This is a genomic window from Klebsiella sp. C360, assembly GCF_048822415.1.
GTDB classification, from domain to species: Bacteria; Pseudomonadota; Gammaproteobacteria; order Enterobacterales; family Enterobacteriaceae; genus Klebsiella; species Klebsiella quasipneumoniae.
In genome coordinates this window covers 100,688-117,898 of the sequence record NZ_JBMEZZ010000009.1, presented here as the reverse complement: position 1 = coordinate 117,898, position 17,211 = coordinate 100,688, and the positions used below count along the sequence as shown (strand labels likewise).

The 17,211-nt window shown below is 59.2% G+C and carries 15 protein-coding genes; 9 read left to right on the top strand and 6 right to left on the bottom strand.

Going from position 1 to position 17,211, the window contains the following annotated elements:
• The first annotated feature begins 5 nt into the window (after window positions 1-5).
• A complete protein-coding gene (locus tag ACOI7D_RS21175) occupies window positions 6-1,955 on the top strand; it encodes a glycoside hydrolase family 127 protein (protein WP_048298561.1) in 1,950 nt (649 codons plus the stop codon).
• A gap of 74 nt (window positions 1,956-2,029) precedes the next feature.
• Here ACOI7D_RS21175 and selB read toward each other — a convergent pair whose 3' ends face one another.
• From selB to ACOI7D_RS21150, 5 genes are all read right to left on the bottom strand, one after another.
• Window positions 2,030-3,871, bottom strand: coding sequence for a selenocysteine-specific translation elongation factor (gene selB / locus ACOI7D_RS21170; protein WP_044525034.1), 1,842 nt, complete (start codon window positions 3,869-3,871; stop codon window positions 2,030-2,032).
• Complete coding sequence (gene selA / locus ACOI7D_RS21165) at window positions 3,868-5,256, bottom strand: L-seryl-tRNA(Sec) selenium transferase (RefSeq protein ID WP_109546818.1); 1,389 nt, start codon at window positions 5,254-5,256, stop codon at window positions 3,868-3,870. The genes selB and selA overlap by 4 nt, the downstream gene beginning before the upstream one ends.
• A gap of 105 nt (window positions 5,257-5,361) precedes the next feature.
• Entirely contained in the window at window positions 5,362-5,970 is a 609-nt protein-coding gene (locus ACOI7D_RS21160) for a glutathione S-transferase (RefSeq protein ID WP_004152043.1), read from the bottom strand.
• Between the two features lie 92 nt (window positions 5,971-6,062).
• Window positions 6,063-7,199, bottom strand: a complete 1,137-nt coding sequence (locus tag ACOI7D_RS21155; RefSeq protein WP_023291343.1) for an HlyD family secretion protein — start codon at window positions 7,197-7,199, stop codon at window positions 6,063-6,065.
• Window positions 7,200-7,202: 3 nt separating this feature from the next.
• Window positions 7,203-7,571: a DUF3302 domain-containing protein gene (locus tag ACOI7D_RS21150; protein ID WP_109546817.1), complete on the bottom strand. Its 369-nt coding sequence runs from the start codon at window positions 7,569-7,571 to the stop codon at window positions 7,203-7,205.
• A 538-nt stretch (window positions 7,572-8,109) separates the two neighbouring features.
• On the opposite strand from ACOI7D_RS21150, the gene mtlA reads away from it, so the two are divergent.
• The 3 genes from mtlA (at window position 8,110) to mtlR (ending at window position 11,862) form a co-directional block, all read left to right on the top strand.
• Window positions 8,110-10,017, top strand: coding sequence for a PTS mannitol transporter subunit IICBA (mtlA, locus tag ACOI7D_RS21145; protein WP_064158062.1), 1,908 nt, complete (start codon window positions 8,110-8,112; stop codon window positions 10,015-10,017).
• Window positions 10,018-10,117: 100 nt separating this feature from the next.
• On the top strand, window positions 10,118-11,266 hold the full coding sequence (mtlD, locus tag ACOI7D_RS21140; RefSeq protein WP_023291346.1) for a mannitol-1-phosphate 5-dehydrogenase: 1,149 nt from the start codon (window positions 10,118-10,120) through the stop codon (window positions 11,264-11,266).
• Window positions 11,266-11,862: a mannitol operon repressor MtlR gene (mtlR, locus tag ACOI7D_RS21135; RefSeq protein ID WP_002922401.1), complete on the top strand. Its 597-nt coding sequence runs from the start codon at window positions 11,266-11,268 to the stop codon at window positions 11,860-11,862. The genes mtlD and mtlR overlap by 1 nt, the downstream gene beginning before the upstream one ends.
• Here mtlR and ACOI7D_RS21130 read toward each other — a convergent pair.
• The gene (locus ACOI7D_RS21130) at window positions 11,851-12,075 is read right to left on the bottom strand and encodes a hypothetical protein (RefSeq protein WP_002922402.1); all 225 of its coding nucleotides are present in this window, start codon (window positions 12,073-12,075) and stop codon (window positions 11,851-11,853) included. The two genes, mtlR and ACOI7D_RS21130, sit on opposite strands and share 12 nt — an antisense overlap.
• Window positions 12,076-12,347: 272 nt before the next feature.
• On the opposite strand from ACOI7D_RS21130, the gene ACOI7D_RS21125 reads away from it, so the two are divergent.
• The 5 genes from ACOI7D_RS21125 (at window position 12,348) to trmL (ending at window position 17,179) form a co-directional block, all read left to right on the top strand.
• A complete protein-coding gene (locus ACOI7D_RS21125; protein ID WP_109546816.1) occupies window positions 12,348-12,710 on the top strand; it encodes a YibL family ribosome-associated protein in 363 nt (120 codons plus the stop codon).
• Between the two features lie 281 nt (window positions 12,711-12,991).
• Complete coding sequence (gene lldP / locus ACOI7D_RS21120) at window positions 12,992-14,647, top strand: L-lactate permease (RefSeq protein ID WP_044525040.1); 1,656 nt, start codon at window positions 12,992-12,994, stop codon at window positions 14,645-14,647.
• Window positions 14,644-15,417: a transcriptional regulator LldR gene (lldR, locus tag ACOI7D_RS21115; RefSeq protein ID WP_004205041.1), complete on the top strand. Its 774-nt coding sequence runs from the start codon at window positions 14,644-14,646 to the stop codon at window positions 15,415-15,417. The genes lldP and lldR overlap by 4 nt, the downstream gene beginning before the upstream one ends.
• Window positions 15,417-16,601, top strand: coding sequence for an FMN-dependent L-lactate dehydrogenase LldD (gene lldD / locus ACOI7D_RS21110; protein WP_004205042.1), 1,185 nt, complete (start codon window positions 15,417-15,419; stop codon window positions 16,599-16,601). Before lldR ends, lldD begins: the two co-directional genes overlap by 1 nt.
• Window positions 16,602-16,705: 104 nt before the next feature.
• The gene (gene trmL / locus ACOI7D_RS21105; protein WP_023291348.1) at window positions 16,706-17,179 is read left to right on the top strand and encodes a tRNA (uridine(34)/cytosine(34)/5-carboxymethylaminomethyluridine(34)-2'-O)-methyltransferase TrmL; all 474 of its coding nucleotides are present in this window, start codon (window positions 16,706-16,708) and stop codon (window positions 17,177-17,179) included.
• The last annotated feature ends 32 nt before the right edge of the window (window positions 17,180-17,211 follow it).

Sequence of the window (17,211 nt, the reverse complement as noted above, 5' to 3'; positions counted from 1 at the left end):
AAATCATGGAAGTCGATCTGCACAAACTGAAAGTTAACGATCCGTTTCTGGGTCAGTATCAGCAACTGGTGCGTGATGTCGTCATTCCCTATCAGTGGGATGCCCTCAATGACCGGATCGCCGAGGCTGAACCCAGCCATGCGATAGAAAACTTCCGTATCGCCGCAGGTCAGCAGGCAGGGGAATTCTACGGAATGGTGTTCCAGGACAGCGATGTGGCGAAATGGCTGGAGGCAGTCGCCTGGTCATTGTGTCAGAAGCCAGATGCGGAACTGGAAAAAACCGCCGACGAGGTGATTGAGCTGATTGCCGCCGCGCAATGTGAAGATGGTTATCTGAACACCTATTTTACGGTGAAAGCGCCCGGGGAACGCTGGACTAATCTCGCCGAATGCCACGAATTGTACTGTGCCGGTCACTTGATTGAGGCTGGGGTGGCATTCTTCCAGGCAACCAGTAAACGCCGCCTGCTGGAGGTGGTATGTCGCCTCGCCGATCATATCGACAGCGTCTTTGGTCCGGACGGCAATCAGCTGCACGGCTACCCGGGACACCCTGAAATAGAGCTGGCGTTAATGCGTTTGTACGATGTGACTCAGGAACCACGCTATATGGCGCTGGCTAATTACTTCGTTGAACAGCGTGGGACACAGCCGCATTTCTATGACATCGAATATGAAAAACGCGGCAAAACCTCCTTCTGGAATACCTATGGGCCGGCGTGGATGGTGATGGATAAACCCTACAGCCAGGCGCATTTGCCGCTTGCCGAACAGACCACCGCTGTGGGTCACGCGGTTCGCTTTGTTTATTTAATGGCCGGCGTAGCGCACCTTGCACGCCTGAGCAAGAACGAAGGCAAACGCCAGGACTGCCTGCGGTTATGGAAAAACATGGTCCAGCGTCAGTTGTATATTACGGGCGGCATTGGCTCACAGAGCAGCGGGGAAGCCTTCAGCAGCGATTACGATCTGCCGAATGATACCGTTTATGCGGAAAGCTGCGCCTCTATCGGGCTGATGATGTTCGCGCGCCGCATGCTGGAACTGGAAGCCGACAGCCAATATGCTGATGTGATGGAGCGCGCGCTTTACAATACCGTTCTGGGCGGTATGGCGCTGGACGGTAAACATTTCTTCTACGTCAACCCACTGGAAGTGCAGCCCAAGGCTTTAAAATTCAATCATATTTATGACCATGTTAAGCCTGTTCGTCAGCGCTGGTTCGGCTGTGCCTGTTGCCCACCGAATATCGCTCGTCTCCTGACCTCGCTGGGACATTATATCTATACGCCACGCGAAGAGGCGTTGTATATCAATCTCTACGTCGGTAATCAGGCTGAGATCCCGGTAGGAGAAAAGACGTTACGTCTGCGTATCAGCGGTGACTATCCCTGGCAGGAACAGGTCAAAATTGTCATCGAGTCTCCGTCAGCATTGAACCATACGCTGGCGCTGCGTCTCCCGGACTGGTGCGAGGGGGCACAGCTCACCCTGAACGGCGCGCCGGTCACGCAGGATATACGCCAGGGCTATCTGCATATCCAACATCTCTGGCAGGAAGGCGACACTCTGATGCTAACGTTGCCGATGCCGGTTCGCCGGGTATATGGTAATCCGCTGGTTCGCCACCAGGCAGGCCAGGTGGCGCTGCAACGCGGTCCATTGGTTTATTGTCTTGAACAAGCTGATAACGGTGAGGCGCTGCATAACCTACTGCTGCCACGCGATGCCAGGTTCACGGTGTTTGAAGGAAAGGGGCTGTTTGCTCACAAAATGTTGATTCAGGCCCCAGGCTACAGAAAACATGCAGAAAACGCCGATGCGCAGAAGCTGTGGAGCTACGATCACCCTCTGGCCACCCCCCATTCACAGACGTTGACCTTTATTCCCTGGTTTAGCTGGGCAAACCGCGGAGAAGGCGAAATGCGTATCTGGGTTCGGGAAGCCGAATAAGGCCAGGCACAACGCGACCCCCTCTTCCCCGGCAACACACCGTTCGCTGTCCGCCGGGGAGCAGGCGTTAATGATTAGAGAAACAATGCTTTATCGCGCAGGATATGATCGTTGCCGCGACGACGGGTGTAGCCAATCCGATCGAAATACTCGAGGATCTGGATCGCCAGCTTCCGCCCTACGTTTAAGGTATCGCGAAAATCCGCCGCGCAGGTTGAGCCGCGCAGCTGATCCAGCTCGCGCACCCGCTGGGCGAACTGCACAATGCGATCGTTGCGGTAGTAACGATCTTTGACGATCGCGGTAATCATCCCCTGCTGCGCCGCCTGGCGCAGCACCGCTCGCATCAGGGACTCTTCAACATGGACTTCGCGCGCGAGATCGCGCACCCACCAGGGATCATCGCCGAACAGGGTCTCCACCTTCCGCCAGACCGCCTGCTGCTCGTCGGTAAACCCGGCTTTATGCTCGGGCAGATGCAGCCAGCCGTGATGGCTGTGGACTAATCCGCTCTCGCGCATCTGCTCAATCAGCAGCAGCACCAGCGCTTCCTCTTCCATCGGCAGCGCGATGCGGCGCAGGCGCTCCCGGCCAGGGCCCGGCTCGTCGCGATGCTGCTCATGGTAGCGCGCCAGGGCATCCAGCAATTTTCGCTGCCAGCGGGCGGCAAGCGGCGCACTCAGCAGGCGCTGTCCGGCCTGCAGATAGTCCGGTCGCTGGATCAAGGCCGCCATTCCGGCTTCACTCAGCTGCCGCGCCCAGGCGAAGCGCTCAAGCCGGACGGCGTCCCGCTGCAGATGCAGCTCCAGGGCCTGCGCATCGTCAGCGCCGACCGCCGCCAGGGCGTGAAGCCACTGCAGATACTCCGGTTTACGCTTGCCGCGGCGCGGGGGATCCAGCGTCACCACCCGTGCGCCGGCCAGCGTTAAGCGAGCGGAGATATCGCGGAGCACCAGCCGGTCGTTATCCGCCAGCCACAGCGGAGTATCCAGCACCAGCTCCGCCAGGCCGCCCTCCAGGAGCGACACCCGGCCGGTGATGTGGCTGGCAGCGTGGTGAATATGCAGCGGCTGCCACTGGCTGAGCGGCGTATGGCACTGCAGTTCGACAATCACCCGCTCTGCAGGCTCCGGCGGCGGTGAGGAGAGCAGCCAGTCACCGCGGTGCAATGCCTCTTTCTGCGCATCGCCGACAATATTCAGCGCAATGCGCTGCCCGGCGTGCGCCTGCTCAACCGCTTGATTCTGGGCATGCAGGCCGCGGACGCGCATCGGCGTGTTGACGCCGGTGAGCCACAAAGTATCCCCGACCCGAACTTCGCCGGAGAGCGCCGTCCCGGTGACCACCAGCCCCGCCCCTTTGACGGTAAAGGCGCGATCCAGCGCCAGGCGAAAACGCCGCTGCTGTGGATGGGGGCGCTCCGCAAGCTGCAGCAGATGGCTGCGCAGTTCGGCAATACCGATGTTATCCACCGCCGCGGTGGGGAAGAAAGCGGCGGCGTCAAAGCCCAGTTCGCGCAGGGTCTGCTCGACCTCCGCCTGAACCTCCGCCACCCTGGCGGCCGCCACGCGGTCCGTCTTGGTGAGCGCTACCGTCAGCGTCGGCTTTCCGGTCAGCTGCAGGATCGCCAGGTGTTCGCGGGTTTGCGCCATCACGCCGTCATCGCAGGCCACCACCAGCAGCGCATGGTCGATCCCTCCCACCCCCGCCAGCATGTTGGACAAAAACTTTTCGTGCCCGGGCACGTCAATAAATCCCAGCACCCGCCCGTCCGGCTGCGGCCAGTAGGCATAGCCGAGATCGATCGTCATTCCCCGCGCTTTCTCTTCCGGCAGACGATCGGCATTCACGCCGGTTATCGCCTGCAGCAGCGTCGTTTTGCCGTGGTCAACATGTCCAGCGGTGGCAATAATCATCGTAACAACATCTCCATAAACCGGGTTTCATCTTCCAGACAGCGCAGGTCCAGCCAGAGCCGACCGTCATAAATGCGGCCAATCACCGGGCACGGCAGCGCGCGCCAGCGGGCCGCCAGCGCCTCCAGCCGGCTGCCGCGGCCGTCATGCGGGGTAAAGGTCAACGCCGCGCCAGGCAGACGGTCGACAGGCAACGAGCCGCTGCCAATCTGCGACTGGCAGGCTGCCACGTTGACGGCAAAATCAGCATAGTGTGCCGCCAGGGCAGGCTGCAGACGTTCGGCCTGCCGGTGGATTTCGTCCGCCGGGCGGGTGAGCAGGCGCAGCGTCGGTAAGGTGTCCCGCAGCGCTTCCGGATGCTGATAGAGGCGCAGCGTGGCTTCCAGCGCCGCGAGGGTCATTTTATCCGCGCGCAGGGCCCGCTTCAGCGGATGGCTTTGCAGGCGGGCAATCAGCGCGCGTTTGCCGACGATAATTCCGGCCTGCGGGCCGCCGAGCAGTTTGTCGCCGGAGAAACTGACCAGGCTCACCCCGGCGGCGATCATCTCCTGCGGCATCGGCTCCTTCGGCAGGCCATACTGACTGAGATCCACCAGCGACCCGCTGCCCAGGTCGGCCACCACCGGGACGTCCAGCTCGCGGCCGATGACCGCCAGCTCCGCTTCGTCGACGGCTTTGGTAAAGCCTTCAATGCTGTAGTTGCTGGTGTGGACCTTCATCAGCAGGGCGGTATTGTCATTCACCGCCTGGCGATAGTCTTTGGCATGGGTGCGGTTGGTGGTGCCCACTTCGTGCAGCTGACAACCCGCCTGGCGCATCACGTCGGGGATGCGGAACGCCCCGCCGATCTCCACCAGCTCGCCGCGGGAGACCACCACCTCCCTGCCGCTGGCGGTAGCCGCCAGCATCAGCAGAACGGCCGCCGCGTTGTTGTTCACGATACAGGCATCTTCCGCGCCGGTGATCTGGCACAGCAGATCGGCAATGGCGCGATCGCGATGGCCACGCCCGGCGTCGTCGAGATCATATTCGAGCGTCACCGGCGCGCGCATCGCGCTGGCGACCGCCTCCACCGCCGCCTCAGCCTGGATGGCGCGCCCGAGATTGGTGTGCAGCACCGTACCGGTGAGATTAAACACCGGACGCAGGGCGCTCTGCCTTCTGGCGGTCAGCCGCTGCGCGCAGGCGCTCAGCCAGTCATGGCTCCAGTCAGGCAGTGTCTGACACTGGCGGATCTGTTCCCGCGCCTCGTCCAGCATCTGGCGCAGCTGCGTCACCACCTGCGAATGGCCGTGCTGCGTCAGCAGGGAGGAAAAAGCGGGGTCGCGGAGTAAGCGGTCAATGGCCGGAAGCCGGGTATAAAGCGCACGAATTTCGGTAGTCATCAATGGGCCTGGCGGTAAGTTATTTTCCCCCCTCCCGACGGGAGAGGGAGTCAACAATCAGCGGCGATTGTAACGCCTCCTTGCGCAAACTGTTACCTGTCTGGGTCAAGTCCGCGGCGGTTCGGTGCGCGCAAAGCTGGCGCGCTGGAACAGCGCATCCACCAGCTTCACCAGCTGCGGCCGGGTGGCGCACCAGCCCGGCGCCACCCGGCGAAAGTTCAGGTAGGCGATGGCGCAGGCCGTGGAGATGGTCGCCAGATTGACCTCGTCGCCGCGCAGCGTCCCGTCCGCCGCGCAGGCTTCCAGCCTGTCGAGGCCGCGCGCCACTTTCTCCCGCTGGCGGAGCAGCTCTTGCTCTGACTGTTGGGCCGCGGGGCGAGCCTTTTCGCGCACCAGCGCCTGGGCGGCCTCCATCACCCCATCCGCCAGCGCCTCTAGCTGGCGCATCCTGAGAGCGGCTCTGGGATCGGCGGGGATCATCGGCGGCGCCACGCCCAGCAGCTCGAGATACTGGGCGATAACCGGGGAGTCAAACCAGCATTCGCCGTCATCCGTCACCAGCGCCGGCACTTTGCCCAGCGGGTTATAGCGCGCCACGCCGTTGCTTTCGCTGTAGGGGGATTCGTTGACAAACTCAAAAGGGATGCGCTTTTCCAGCAGGATCACCGATATTTTGCGCACAAAGGGACTGGTGTAGCTGCCGATCAGTTTCATAGCCTGCTCCTTATCGCCAACAAAGATATGAGTATGGCTCAGGGCGAGGTAAAAGGCAGGTGAGCCTCCCGCTCAACCTGCCGCCGATCGCATTAATGATCGAGATAGAGGTAGTGCATCCAGCTGGTCATGCGCAGCAGCACTTTACGCATCACCGAAACGTGGGCGAAATGGTCGGAGTAGACCGCCACCTGAGCGTAGATGCCATCGGGTAGCGCATCAATTTCGGCATTCGGATCGAGCTCGATGGTCGCCAGCACGCCATCGCTGCCCGGCGTCACGGTCAGCGACTGCAACGCCCCCTGCGCCTGATAGGTCCCCCCGGGCACCACCGGTAAAATGCTCACCAGTTTACCGTGGAACACCTGTCCGGGCAGGGCATTAAACACCGCTTCCGCGTCGTCGCCTTTCTCCAGCCTTAACAGCGAATTTTGCCTGAACTGGGCGACGATCAGCCGTTTTTGCTCGGGGATAAACACCATCACCGGCCGCAGCGGCAGCGAGGCGGCGTAGGTCCCCGGACGGATCAACACCTGAGTGATATACCCATCGCTGGGCGCCCGCACGGTGGTCTGATCGAGATTATATTTCGCCTCCGCCAGCTGGGCGCGCAGGCTGGCCACTTGCGACTGTTCGCCGTTGATCATGCTATCCAGCTGGCTCTGGATCTGCGCCTGCTCCGCCACCGACGCCTTGACCAGCGCGTCCTGGGCCAGATAATTCTGCCTGGCGTTATCGATGTCGCTTTCCGAGAACGGATTCACCCGCGCCTGGCTCCCTTTCAGGTAGCGCTGATAGTCCTTGTATAAGCGATCGCGTTCCGCCGACACGCGGGTGGTGTTGGCCTGGGCTTCAGAGAGCTGCGCCTTGAGGGTGTTAATACTGTGCAGCGCTGTCACCAGGTCGGCCTGCAGGCGATCGACCCGCGCCTGGTAGCGCGCCGGGTCAATGGTAAATAACACCTCGCCCTTTTCGACGCGCTGATTCGCTTTGTCGGTGACGCTGCTGACAACCCCGGTCACCTGCGGCGTAATAGGAATAGATATTACCGCCTTTTGCGCCAGAAAGGTGTAAGGGTGGTTATAGTTCATTAATAAAATAAGCGCGCTAACAATAAATACGCCCCCCAGCGCCGCGGTGGGAACCGTCCATTTATTAACCGGTATTTTGAAGATTTTAAATATCGACCAAGCGATGGCCACGTAGGTCAAAATGATCAACAGATCCATAGTTTATTTCTCCGCCGCAGCGGTGGACTGTGGCCGCTGGATGGCCGCCACCTGATGTTCAAGGTCGCTCAGTCGTTGGCGAAGCTGTTGTATATCCGTCTCTTTTTCAGGTTCGTCGGGGTCCGTATTCGCCTTATGCTGCATGCCCCAACCGCGCTCAGGCTGGTACAGCGAGGCCCATATCCATAAAAACGGCCAGATGACGTGGAGCGTAAAAAGACTGACCCATCCGGCGACATGAATAGCATCGGAATGGGGGTGGTTGCGTTTTTTGGCAATCAAATAAGGAATATCGTGAATAATGATAATCCCATAAAAAATGACCAGAAAAACGAAGATCAGAACGCCCAGCGCAAAATAATTGAGAAACATAATTCCCTCGGCTTTACGCTAATAATTTATATAAATTTTAATCACGGCCCACTGATATCCGGACCGCTGATTTGAGCATAATTCACCCCTTTCATTTTTGCCATCCGGCGGAAAAAAGTTATTTAACAAACATGGTTGCTTAGTTACAGCGCCGCCTCGCCCTGGCCGCAAAACCGGGCCGAGATCACAGCGGCAAAAATCCACCGTGAAATTCTTTGTGATCAAAATCACAAACAAACAACAAAAACACGAAACAAAATTGTGACAAATATCACACAAAAACGCAGATTAGCGGCAAAAACGGCGGTCTGTTGTTTTTTTACACAGCCATTATGTGATCACAATCACTATAAAACCCTCTCCGCCCCCTATATTCATGTGATCTAACTCACACTTAAGGGCGCTGGCTGGACAGCTAAACGATTCAGTGCCAGATTTCGCACTATCAATCAGGGCCCGGCTACCTCTGCCGCCACATTAACAACAAACCTCGGGCTTTTAGCCTGCGCGATACGCAAAACAGAAGAAGGGGTGTTTTATGTCATCCGATATCAAGATCAAAGTGCAAAGCTTTGGTCGTTTTCTCAGCAATATGGTGATGCCGAATATCGGCGCGTTTATCGCGTGGGGTATCATCACCGCGCTTTTCATTCCGACAGGGTGGTTGCCAAACGAAACGCTGGCGAAGCTGGTCGGTCCGATGATCACCTACCTGCTGCCGCTGCTGATCGGTTACACCGGCGGTAAATTAGTCGGCGGCGAACGTGGCGGCGTGGTCGGGGCGATCACCACCATGGGCGTTATCGTCGGCGCGGATATGCCGATGTTCCTCGGCTCCATGATCGCCGGCCCGCTGGGCGGCTACTGCATCAAGAAATTCGATAACTGGGTAGACGGTAAGATCAAATCCGGTTTTGAAATGCTGGTGAATAACTTCTCCGCCGGCATCATCGGGATGATCCTCGCCATTCTCGCCTTCCTCGGCATCGGCCCGGCGGTAGAAGTTCTGTCGAAAATTCTGGCGGCTGGCGTTAACTTCATGGTGGCGCACGACATGCTGCCGCTGGCGTCTATCTTCGTGGAACCGGCAAAAATCCTGTTCCTTAATAACGCCATCAACCACGGTATCTTCTCGCCGCTGGGTATTCAGCAGTCCCACGAGCTGGGTAAATCCATCTTCTTCCTGATTGAAGCTAACCCGGGTCCGGGGATGGGCGTTCTGCTGGCGTACATGTTCTTTGGCCGCGGCAGCGCTAAACAGTCTGCAGGCGGGGCGGCTATCATCCACTTCCTGGGGGGTATCCATGAAATCTACTTCCCGTACGTGCTGATGAACCCACGTCTGATCCTGGCCGTTATCCTCGGCGGGATGACCGGTGTCTTCACCCTGACCATCCTCAACGGCGGTCTGGTCTCTCCGGCTTCCCCGGGCTCTATCCTGGCGGTGCTGGCGATGACGCCGAAAGGGGCCTACTTCGCGAACATCGCAGCCATTATCGCCGCGATGGCGGTCTCCTTCGTCGTCTCTGCGGTTCTGCTCAAGACCAGCAAAGTCAAAGAAGAAGACGATATCGAAGCCGCGACCCGTCGTATGCATGACATGAAAGCGGAATCCAAAGGCGCCAACCCGCTGGCGGCTGGCAATGTCACCAACGACCTGAGCCATGTGCGTAAAATCATCGTCGCCTGCGACGCCGGGATGGGCTCCAGCGCCATGGGCGCCGGGGTACTGCGCAAGAAAGTGCAGGATGCCGGCCTGAGCAACATCTCGGTCACCAACAGCGCCATTAATAATCTGCCGCCGGATGTTGACCTGGTGATCACCCACCGCGACCTGACCGAGCGCGCCATGCGCCAGGTACCGCAGGCGCAGCATATTTCGCTGACCAACTTCCTCGACAGCGGTCTGTACACCAGCCTGACCGAGCGTCTGGTGGCGGCCCAGCGCCACATCGACAACGAAGTTAAAGTCACCGATAGCCTGAAAGACAGCTTTGATGATACGAACAAAAACCTGTTCAAGCTGGGTGCGGATAACATCTTCCTCGGTCGCAAAGCGGCCACCAAAGAAGAAGCCATTCGCTTCGCCGGCGAGCAGCTGGTGAAAGGCGGCTACGTCGAGCCGGAATATGTGCAGGCGATGCTGGACCGCGAAAAACTGACCTCGACCTATCTCGGCGAGTCCATCGCGGTGCCGCACGGCACCATCGAAGCGAAAGACCGCGTGCTGAAAACCGGCGTCGTCTTCTGCCAGTACCCGGAAGGGGTGCGCTTTGGGGAAGATGAAGACGATGTTGCCCGCCTGGTGATCGGCATCGCCGCCCGCAACAACGAGCACATTCAGGTGATTACCAGCCTGACCAACGCGCTGGATGACGAAACGGTGATTGAGCGCCTGGCGAACACCACCAGCGTTGACGACGTACTGGCGCTGTTGAATAAATAATCAGCGCTATCCAACCCTCTCCTTTGGGAGAGGGTTGGGGTGAGGGAAAAAGCCTCACCCCAGCCCTCTCAGGTAAAAACATTAATTGAAGGTTAATACTATGAAAGCATTACATTTTGGCGCAGGTAATATCGGACGTGGCTTTATCGGTAAACTGCTGGCCGACGCGGGCATCGACCTGACGTTTGCCGATGTCAATCAGACCGTACTTGATGCCCTGAATGCCCGTCATAGCTACCAGGTTCACGTCGTTGGCGAAAATGAGCAGGTGGATACCGTCTCCGGCGTGAATGCCGTCAGCAGCATTGGCGACGAGGTAGTGGAGTTGATCGCCAGCGTCGACCTGGTGACCACCGCCGTCGGTCCCGTCGTTCTTGAGCGCATCGCCCCGGCCATCGCCAAAGGGCTGGCGAAGCGCAAGGCGCAGGGCACCGAACGCCCGCTGAACATTATCGCCTGCGAAAACATGGTGCGCGGCACCACGCAGTTAAAAGGCCACGTATTTAACGCCCTGGCGGAGGAAGATAAGGCCTGGGTGGAAACCCATATCGGCTTCGTCGACTCCGCCGTTGACCGTATTGTGCCGCCATCGGCGTCCGCTACCCATGACCCGCTGGAAGTCACCGTGGAAACCTTCAGCGAATGGATCGTCGATAAAACCCAGTTCAAGGGCGAACTGCCGACCATCCCGGGAATGGAATTAACTGATAACCTGATGGCATTTGTCGAACGCAAGCTCTTCACCTTAAACACCGGGCATGCTATAACCGCCTACCTCGGAAAACTGGCGGGCCACCAGACGATTCGCGACGCGATCCTCGACGAGAAAATTCGGGCCGTCGTGCAGGGCGCGATGGAGGAGAGCGGCGCGGTGCTGATCAAACGCTACGCCTTTGACCCGCAGAAGCACGCGGCTTATATCCAGAAAATTCTTGGCCGTTTCGAGAACCCGTACCTGAAAGACGATGTCGAGCGCGTTGGCCGTCAGCCGCTGCGCAAACTGAGCGCCGGCGACCGTTTAATTAAGCCGCTGCTGGGTACGCTGGAATACGGCCTGCCGCACCGCAATCTGGTGAAAGGGATTGCGGCGGCGATGCATTTCCGTAGCGAAGACGATCCGCAGGCGCAGGAGCTGGCGACACTGATCGCCGACAAAGGGCCGCAGGCCGCGCTGGCGCAGATTTCCGGCCTTGACGCGGCAAGCGATGTCGTCGCGGAGGCCGTTAACGACTACAACGCGGTAAAATGATGCACAACCTGGCGCGGCCGACGTCGCGCCCATTACGACTCCTGTCAGATATGCAGGCAATGATGGAAGAAACACAAGCATTTGAAAACCGTGTGCTTGAGCGTCTGAATGCTGGCAAAACCGTACGAAGCTTCCTGATCGCCACCGTCGAGCTGTTAACGGAAGCGGTCAATATTCTGGTGCTTCAGGTGTTCCGTAAAGACGACTACGCGGTGAAATACGCCGTCGAGCCCTTGCTGGAGGGCAGCGGGCCGCTCGGCGATCTCTCAGTACGCCTGAAGCTGATTTATGGCCTTGGGGTGATAAGTCGTGCCGAATATGAAGACGCCGAGCTGCTGATGGCCCTGCGCGAAGAGCTTAATCACGACGGCAATGAGTACAGCTTTACCGACGACGAAATTATCGGTCCGTTCGGCGAACTGCACTGCGTCGCCGCCCTGCCGCCAACGCCGCAGTTTGATGACAGCGACGCCGAACTGCTGGCAATGCAGAAACTGCGTTACCAGCAGATGGTGCGTTCAACGATGGTGTTGTCCCTGACTGAGCTGATTTCACGAATCAGCTTAAAAAAAGCCTTCCAGAAATCAACGCTCTGATTCCGGCTCCGTCTGGTCGCAGGTCGGCCGGTAAAGCTGACGATAATATTCCAGACGCTGCAGAAACAACGCTTCCTTATCCTGAGGGATATCTCGCGGTACATGCTGCAGCCGCGGAGACTTTTTCAAATACTCCATAAACGCCTGACTGGAAGCCATAAAATCAACCGCTTTGTCGATTAAACGTGGTACGCCGTCGCCGATCTTTGCCATCACGTCCTCCTTTTGGGAATAATCTGATTAAGCATTAGCCAATTCACCGGCGTGGGTTAAGGAAAACGTGCTTATCTGCCGACAGGCTTCACAGAAATGAAATTAGCGCGGGTATCGGAAGGAATAATTATAAAATTCAAATTATTAGCAGATTAAGGTATCGTATTCTGAAGGCGATAAACGGCGAATTTTTGATAAATAGCTATCAACAATAGCGGTCACGGCACATACTATAGGCGAATGAAGCCCCTTTATTAACAGATCAAATCACCATGAAAGAAGTCGAAAAGAATGAAATCAAACGTCTGAGCGATCGTCTCGACGCCATCCGCCACCAGCAGGCCGAGCTGTCGCTGGTGGAAGCCGCCGATAAATACGCGGAGCTGGAGAAAGAAAAAGCCACTCTGGAAACGGAGATTGAACGTCTGCGTTCCGTCCAGAACCAGAAGCTGAGCAAAGAGGCGCAGAAACTGATGAGCCTGCCGTTCCGCCGCGCGATTACCAAAAAAGAGCAGGCCGATATGGGCAAGCTGAAGAAAAGCGTCCGCGGCCTGGTGGTCGTCCATCCGATGACCGCCCTGGGCCGGGAAATGGGCCTGAAAGAGATGACCGGTTTCGCCCGCAGCGAATTCTGATCCGCAGCCCTCTCCGTTCGGAGAGGGTTATTCTGTCCTACCCCCCCTTTTTCGTTCCCTGCCCGGCCGATTGGTCCAACCAATAATTTTATCTACCCCCCGGCAGTTCACAAATCCATCAAAATACATCACAAACCCGTTGCCTAAGAGTAACATCTGGTTAACCATTCGTTGTCATCAACCCTGCTATTCCTAATTGGCCGGGCCAATTTTACCTACGACGGGTCGGCAAAGAGCGCAGACTCAGCCCACCCGTCCTGGCGGCCCGATGGAGACCCTGCATGAATCTCTGGCAACAAAACTACGATCCCGCCGGTAATATCTGGTTATCCAGTCTTATCGCATCGCTACCGATTCTGTTTTTCTTTTTTGCGCTGATAAAGCTCAAACTGAAAGGCTATCTCGCCGCTACCTGGACCGTTGCGATCGCCCTGGCCGTCGCATTGCTGTTCTATAAAATGCCGGTGGACCGCGCCCTGGCCTCGGTGGTGTATGGCTTCTTCTACGGACTGTGGCCCATCGCCTGGATTATTATTGCCGCAGTCTTCGTCTATAAAATCTCGGTGAAGACCGGACAGTTCGACATTATCCGCTCGTCGATCCTGTCGATTACGCCTGACCAGCGCCTGCAGATGCTGATCGTCGGCTTCTCGTTCGGCGCCTTTCTCGAAGGGGCGGCGGGATTTGGCGCGCCGGTGGCGATTACCGCGGCGCTGCTGGTCGGCCTCGGGTTTAACCCGCTGTATGCCGCAGGCCTGTGCCTGATCGTCAACACCGCGCCGGTGGCCTTCGGCGCGATGGGCATCCCGATCCTGGTGGCCGGTCAGGTGACCGGTATCGACAGCTTCGCCATCGGCCAGATGGTGGGTCGCCAGCTGCCGTTCCTGACCATTATCGTGCTGTTCTGGATCATGGCGATTATGGACGGCTGGCGGGGCATCAAAGAGACCTGGCCGGCGGTGATGGTCGCAGGCGGCTCGTTCGCTATCGCCCAGTACCTCAGCTCTAACTTCCTTGGCCCGGAGCTGCCGGACATCATCTCATCGCTGGTCTCCCTGGTCTGCCTGACCCTGTTCCTCAAACGCTGGCAGCCAGTGCGCATCTTCCGCTTTGGCGATATCGGCGCCTCGCAGGTGGATATGACGCTGGCCCGCACGCGCTACACCGCGGGACAAGTGATCCGCGCCTGGTCGCCGTTCCTGTTCCTGACCGCCACCGTGACCCTGTGGAGCGTGCCGCCGTTCAAAGCGCTGTTCGCACCGGGCGGCGCGATGTATGACTTCGTCATCAATATTTCGGTGCCGTTCCTCGACAAAATGGTCGCCCGCATGCCGCCGGTGGTCAGCGCCGCGACGCCTTACGCCGCCATCTATAAGTTTGACTGGCTGTCGGCAACCGGCACCGCCATTCTGTTCGCCGCCCTGCTGTCCATCGTCTGGCTGCGCATGAAGCCGAAAGACGCGCTGACCACCTTCGCCGGAACGCTGAAGGACCTGGCGCTGCCGATCTACTCTATCGGCATGGTGCTGGCGTTCGCCTTTATCTCCAACTACTCCGGGCTGTCGTCGACCCTGGCCCTGGCGCTGGCCCATACCGGCCACGCGTTTACCTTCTTCTCGCCGTTCCTGGGCTGGCTGGGGGTATTCCTGACCGGTTCGGATACCTCGTCTAACGCCCTGTTCGCCGCGCTGCAGGCAACGGCGGCGCAGCAGATTGGCGTCTCCGATATCCTGCTGGTCGCGGCCAATACCACCGGCGGCGTCACCGGCAAGATGATTTCCCCGCAGTCGATCGCCATCGCCTGCGCCGCGGTAGGCCTGGTGGGTAAAGAGTCGGATCTGTTCCGCTTTACCGTCAAACACAGCCTGATCTTCACCTGCATGGTGGGTCTGATCACTACGCTGCAGGCCTACGTTTTAACCTGGATGATACCGTGATAGTGATGCCTAAACGCCTGGCCGACGACGTGGCGCGTCGCGTCCGGGCGCTGATTGAAGAACAACAGCTGGAGGCGGGCATGCGACTGCCCGCCGAGCGCCAGCTCGCCGCTCAGCTCGGCGTCTCGCGCAATTCCCTGCGCGAAGCGCTGGCGATGCTGGTCAATGAAGGGGTGCTGCTGAGCCGTCGCGGCGGCGGCACTTTCGTCCGCTTTCAGCATGAGCCGTGGTCGGAGCAAAACATCGTCCAGCCGCTGAAGACGCTGCTGGCCGATGACCCTGACTACAGCTTCGACATCCTCGAGGCCCGCCACGCCATCGAAGCCAGCACCGCGTGGCACGCGGCGATGCGGGCCACCGACGCCGATAAAGAAAAAATTCGCCTGTGCTTTGAAGCGACCCAGAGCGAAGACCCGGATATCGCCTCGCAGGCGGACGTCCGCTTTCATCTGGCCATCGCCGAAGCCTCGCATAACGTGGTGCTCCTGCAAACCATGCGCGGCTTTTTCGACCTGCTGCACTCCTCCGTCAAGCAGAGCCGTCAGCGGATGTATCTGGTGCCGCCGGTTTTTGCCCGCCTGACCGAACAGCACCAGGCCGTCATGGAGGCGATTGTCGCCGGCGACGCCGAGGCGGCGCGCCAGGCGATGATGGCCCACTTAGGTTTTGTCCACGCCACCATTAAACGTTTTGATGAAGACCAGGCCCGCCAGGCGCGAATTACCCGCCTGCCCGGCGATGCTATTGATAATTCCAGGGAGAATTCGTGATGATTATTTCCGCCGCCAGCGACTATCGCGCCGCCGCCCAGCGTATCCTGCCGCCGTTCCTGTTCCACTATATCGACGGCGGGGCTTACGCCGAACATACCCTGCGCCGCAACGTCGAGGACCTTTCCGACGTGGCGCTGCGCCAGCGTATTCTGCGCAATATGTCGGACCTGAGCCTCGAGACCACCCTCTTCAACGAGAAGCTGGCGATGCCGACGGCGCTGGCGCCGGTGGGGCTGTGCGGAATGTACGCCCGCCGCGGCGAAGTGCAGGCCGCCGGCGCAGCGGATGACAAAGGCATTCCGTTTACCCTCTCCACCGTTTCCGTCTGTCCGATCGAAGAGGTCGCCCCGACCATCAAGCGGCCGATGTGGTTCCAGCTGTATGTTCTGCGCGACCGCGGCTTTATGCGTAATGCGCTGGAGCGCGCGAAGGCGGCGGGTTGTTCAACGCTGGTCTTTACCGTCGATATGCCGACTCCCGGCGCCCGCTACCGCGACGCCCATTCCGGCATGAGCGGCCCGAACGCCGCCCTGCGCCGCTACTGGCAGGCGGTGACCCATCCGCAGTGGGCATGGGACGTTGGCCTCAACGGCCGTCCGCACGATCTGGGGAATATCTCCGCCTATCTCGGCCAGCCGACCGGCCTGGAGGATTACATCGGCTGGCTGGCGAATAACTTCGATCCGTCGATTTCATGGAAAGACCTCGAGTGGATCCGTGATTTCTGGGACGGACCGATGGTGATCAAAGGGATCCTCGACCCGGAGGACGCCCGCGACGCGGTGCGCTTCGGCGCCGACGGCATTGTGGTCTCCAACCACGGCGGCCGCCAGCTTGACGGCGTGCTCTCCTCCGCCCGCGCCCTGCCGGCGATTGCCGACGCGGTGAAAGGCGACATTACCATTCTCGCCGACAGCGGCATCCGCAACGGTCTCGACGTCGTGCGCATGATCGCCCTGGGCGCCGACAGCGTTCTGCTGGGCCGCGCTTACCTGTACGCCCTGGCGACCCACGGCAAGCAGGGGGTGGCGAATCTGCTGAATCTGATCGAGAAAGAGATGAAGGTGGCGATGACCCTGACCGGCGCAAAAACCATCGCGGACATTAGCCGTGATTCGCTGGTGCAGAACGCGGAGGCGCTGCAGACCTTCGATGCGCTGAAGCAGCATAACGCGGCATAAGCTGCGCCGTTTTGCTCTCCCCCGGCCCTCACCCTCAGGGAGAGGGCCGGGGTGAGGGTTGACCAAATATCTGCTATTCTGCCCCCCGCAATTAAGGGGGCAGTATGCTGAACATCGTGTTATTCGAACCAGAGATCCCGCCGAACACCGGGAATATTATCCGCCTGTGCGCCAACACGGGCTTCAGTCTGCATATCATTGAGCCCATGGGCTTCACCTGGGACGATAAGCGCCTGAGACGCGCCGGACTGGACTATCACGAATTCACCGCCGTGCAGCGCCACGCCGATTACGCGGCGTTTATCGCCAGCGCGCAGCCGCAGCGTCTGTTCGCCCTGACCACCAAAGGTACGCCGGCGCACAGCGCGGTGAGCTATCAGGATGGCGATTTCTTGATGTTTGGTCCGGAAACCCGCGGTCTGCCGGCCAGCATCCTTGATGCCCTGCCGCCGGAGCAGAAAATTCGGATTCCGATGATGCCGGACAGCCGCAGCATGAACCTGTCAAACGCGGTGTCGGTGGTGGTGTACGAGGCCTGGCGGCAGCTGGGGTATCCAGGCGCCGTGCTGCGCAGCTAACTGACCCCTTCCCGGATGGCGGCGCACCGCGC

Coding starts and splice junctions, on each gene's coding strand:
- ACOI7D_RS21175 (WP_048298561.1), top strand. CDS start 6: ATGGAAGTCGATCTGCACAAACTGAAAGTTAACGATCCGTTTCTGGGT.
- selB (WP_044525034.1), bottom strand. CDS start 3,871: ATGATTATTGCCACCGCTGGACATGTTGACCACGGCAAAACGACGCTG.
- selA (WP_109546818.1), bottom strand. CDS start 5,256: ATGACTACCGAAATTCGTGCGCTTTATACCCGGCTTCCGGCCATTGAC.
- ACOI7D_RS21160 (WP_004152043.1), bottom strand. CDS start 5,970: ATGAAACTGATCGGCAGCTACACCAGTCCCTTTGTGCGCAAAATATCG.
- ACOI7D_RS21155 (WP_023291343.1), bottom strand. CDS start 7,199: ATGGATCTGTTGATCATTTTGACCTACGTGGCCATCGCTTGGTCGATA.
- ACOI7D_RS21150 (WP_109546817.1), bottom strand. CDS start 7,571: ATGTTTCTCAATTATTTTGCGCTGGGCGTTCTGATCTTCGTTTTTCTG.
- mtlA (WP_064158062.1), top strand. CDS start 8,110: ATGTCATCCGATATCAAGATCAAAGTGCAAAGCTTTGGTCGTTTTCTC.
- mtlD (WP_023291346.1), top strand. CDS start 10,118: ATGAAAGCATTACATTTTGGCGCAGGTAATATCGGACGTGGCTTTATC.
- mtlR (WP_002922401.1), top strand. CDS start 11,266: ATGCACAACCTGGCGCGGCCGACGTCGCGCCCATTACGACTCCTGTCA.
- ACOI7D_RS21130 (WP_002922402.1), bottom strand. CDS start 12,075: ATGGCAAAGATCGGCGACGGCGTACCACGTTTAATCGACAAAGCGGTT.
- ACOI7D_RS21125 (WP_109546816.1), top strand. CDS start 12,348: ATGAAAGAAGTCGAAAAGAATGAAATCAAACGTCTGAGCGATCGTCTC.
- lldP (WP_044525040.1), top strand. CDS start 12,992: ATGAATCTCTGGCAACAAAACTACGATCCCGCCGGTAATATCTGGTTA.
- lldD (WP_004205042.1), top strand. CDS start 15,417: ATGATTATTTCCGCCGCCAGCGACTATCGCGCCGCCGCCCAGCGTATC.
- trmL (WP_023291348.1), top strand. CDS start 16,706: ATGCTGAACATCGTGTTATTCGAACCAGAGATCCCGCCGAACACCGGG.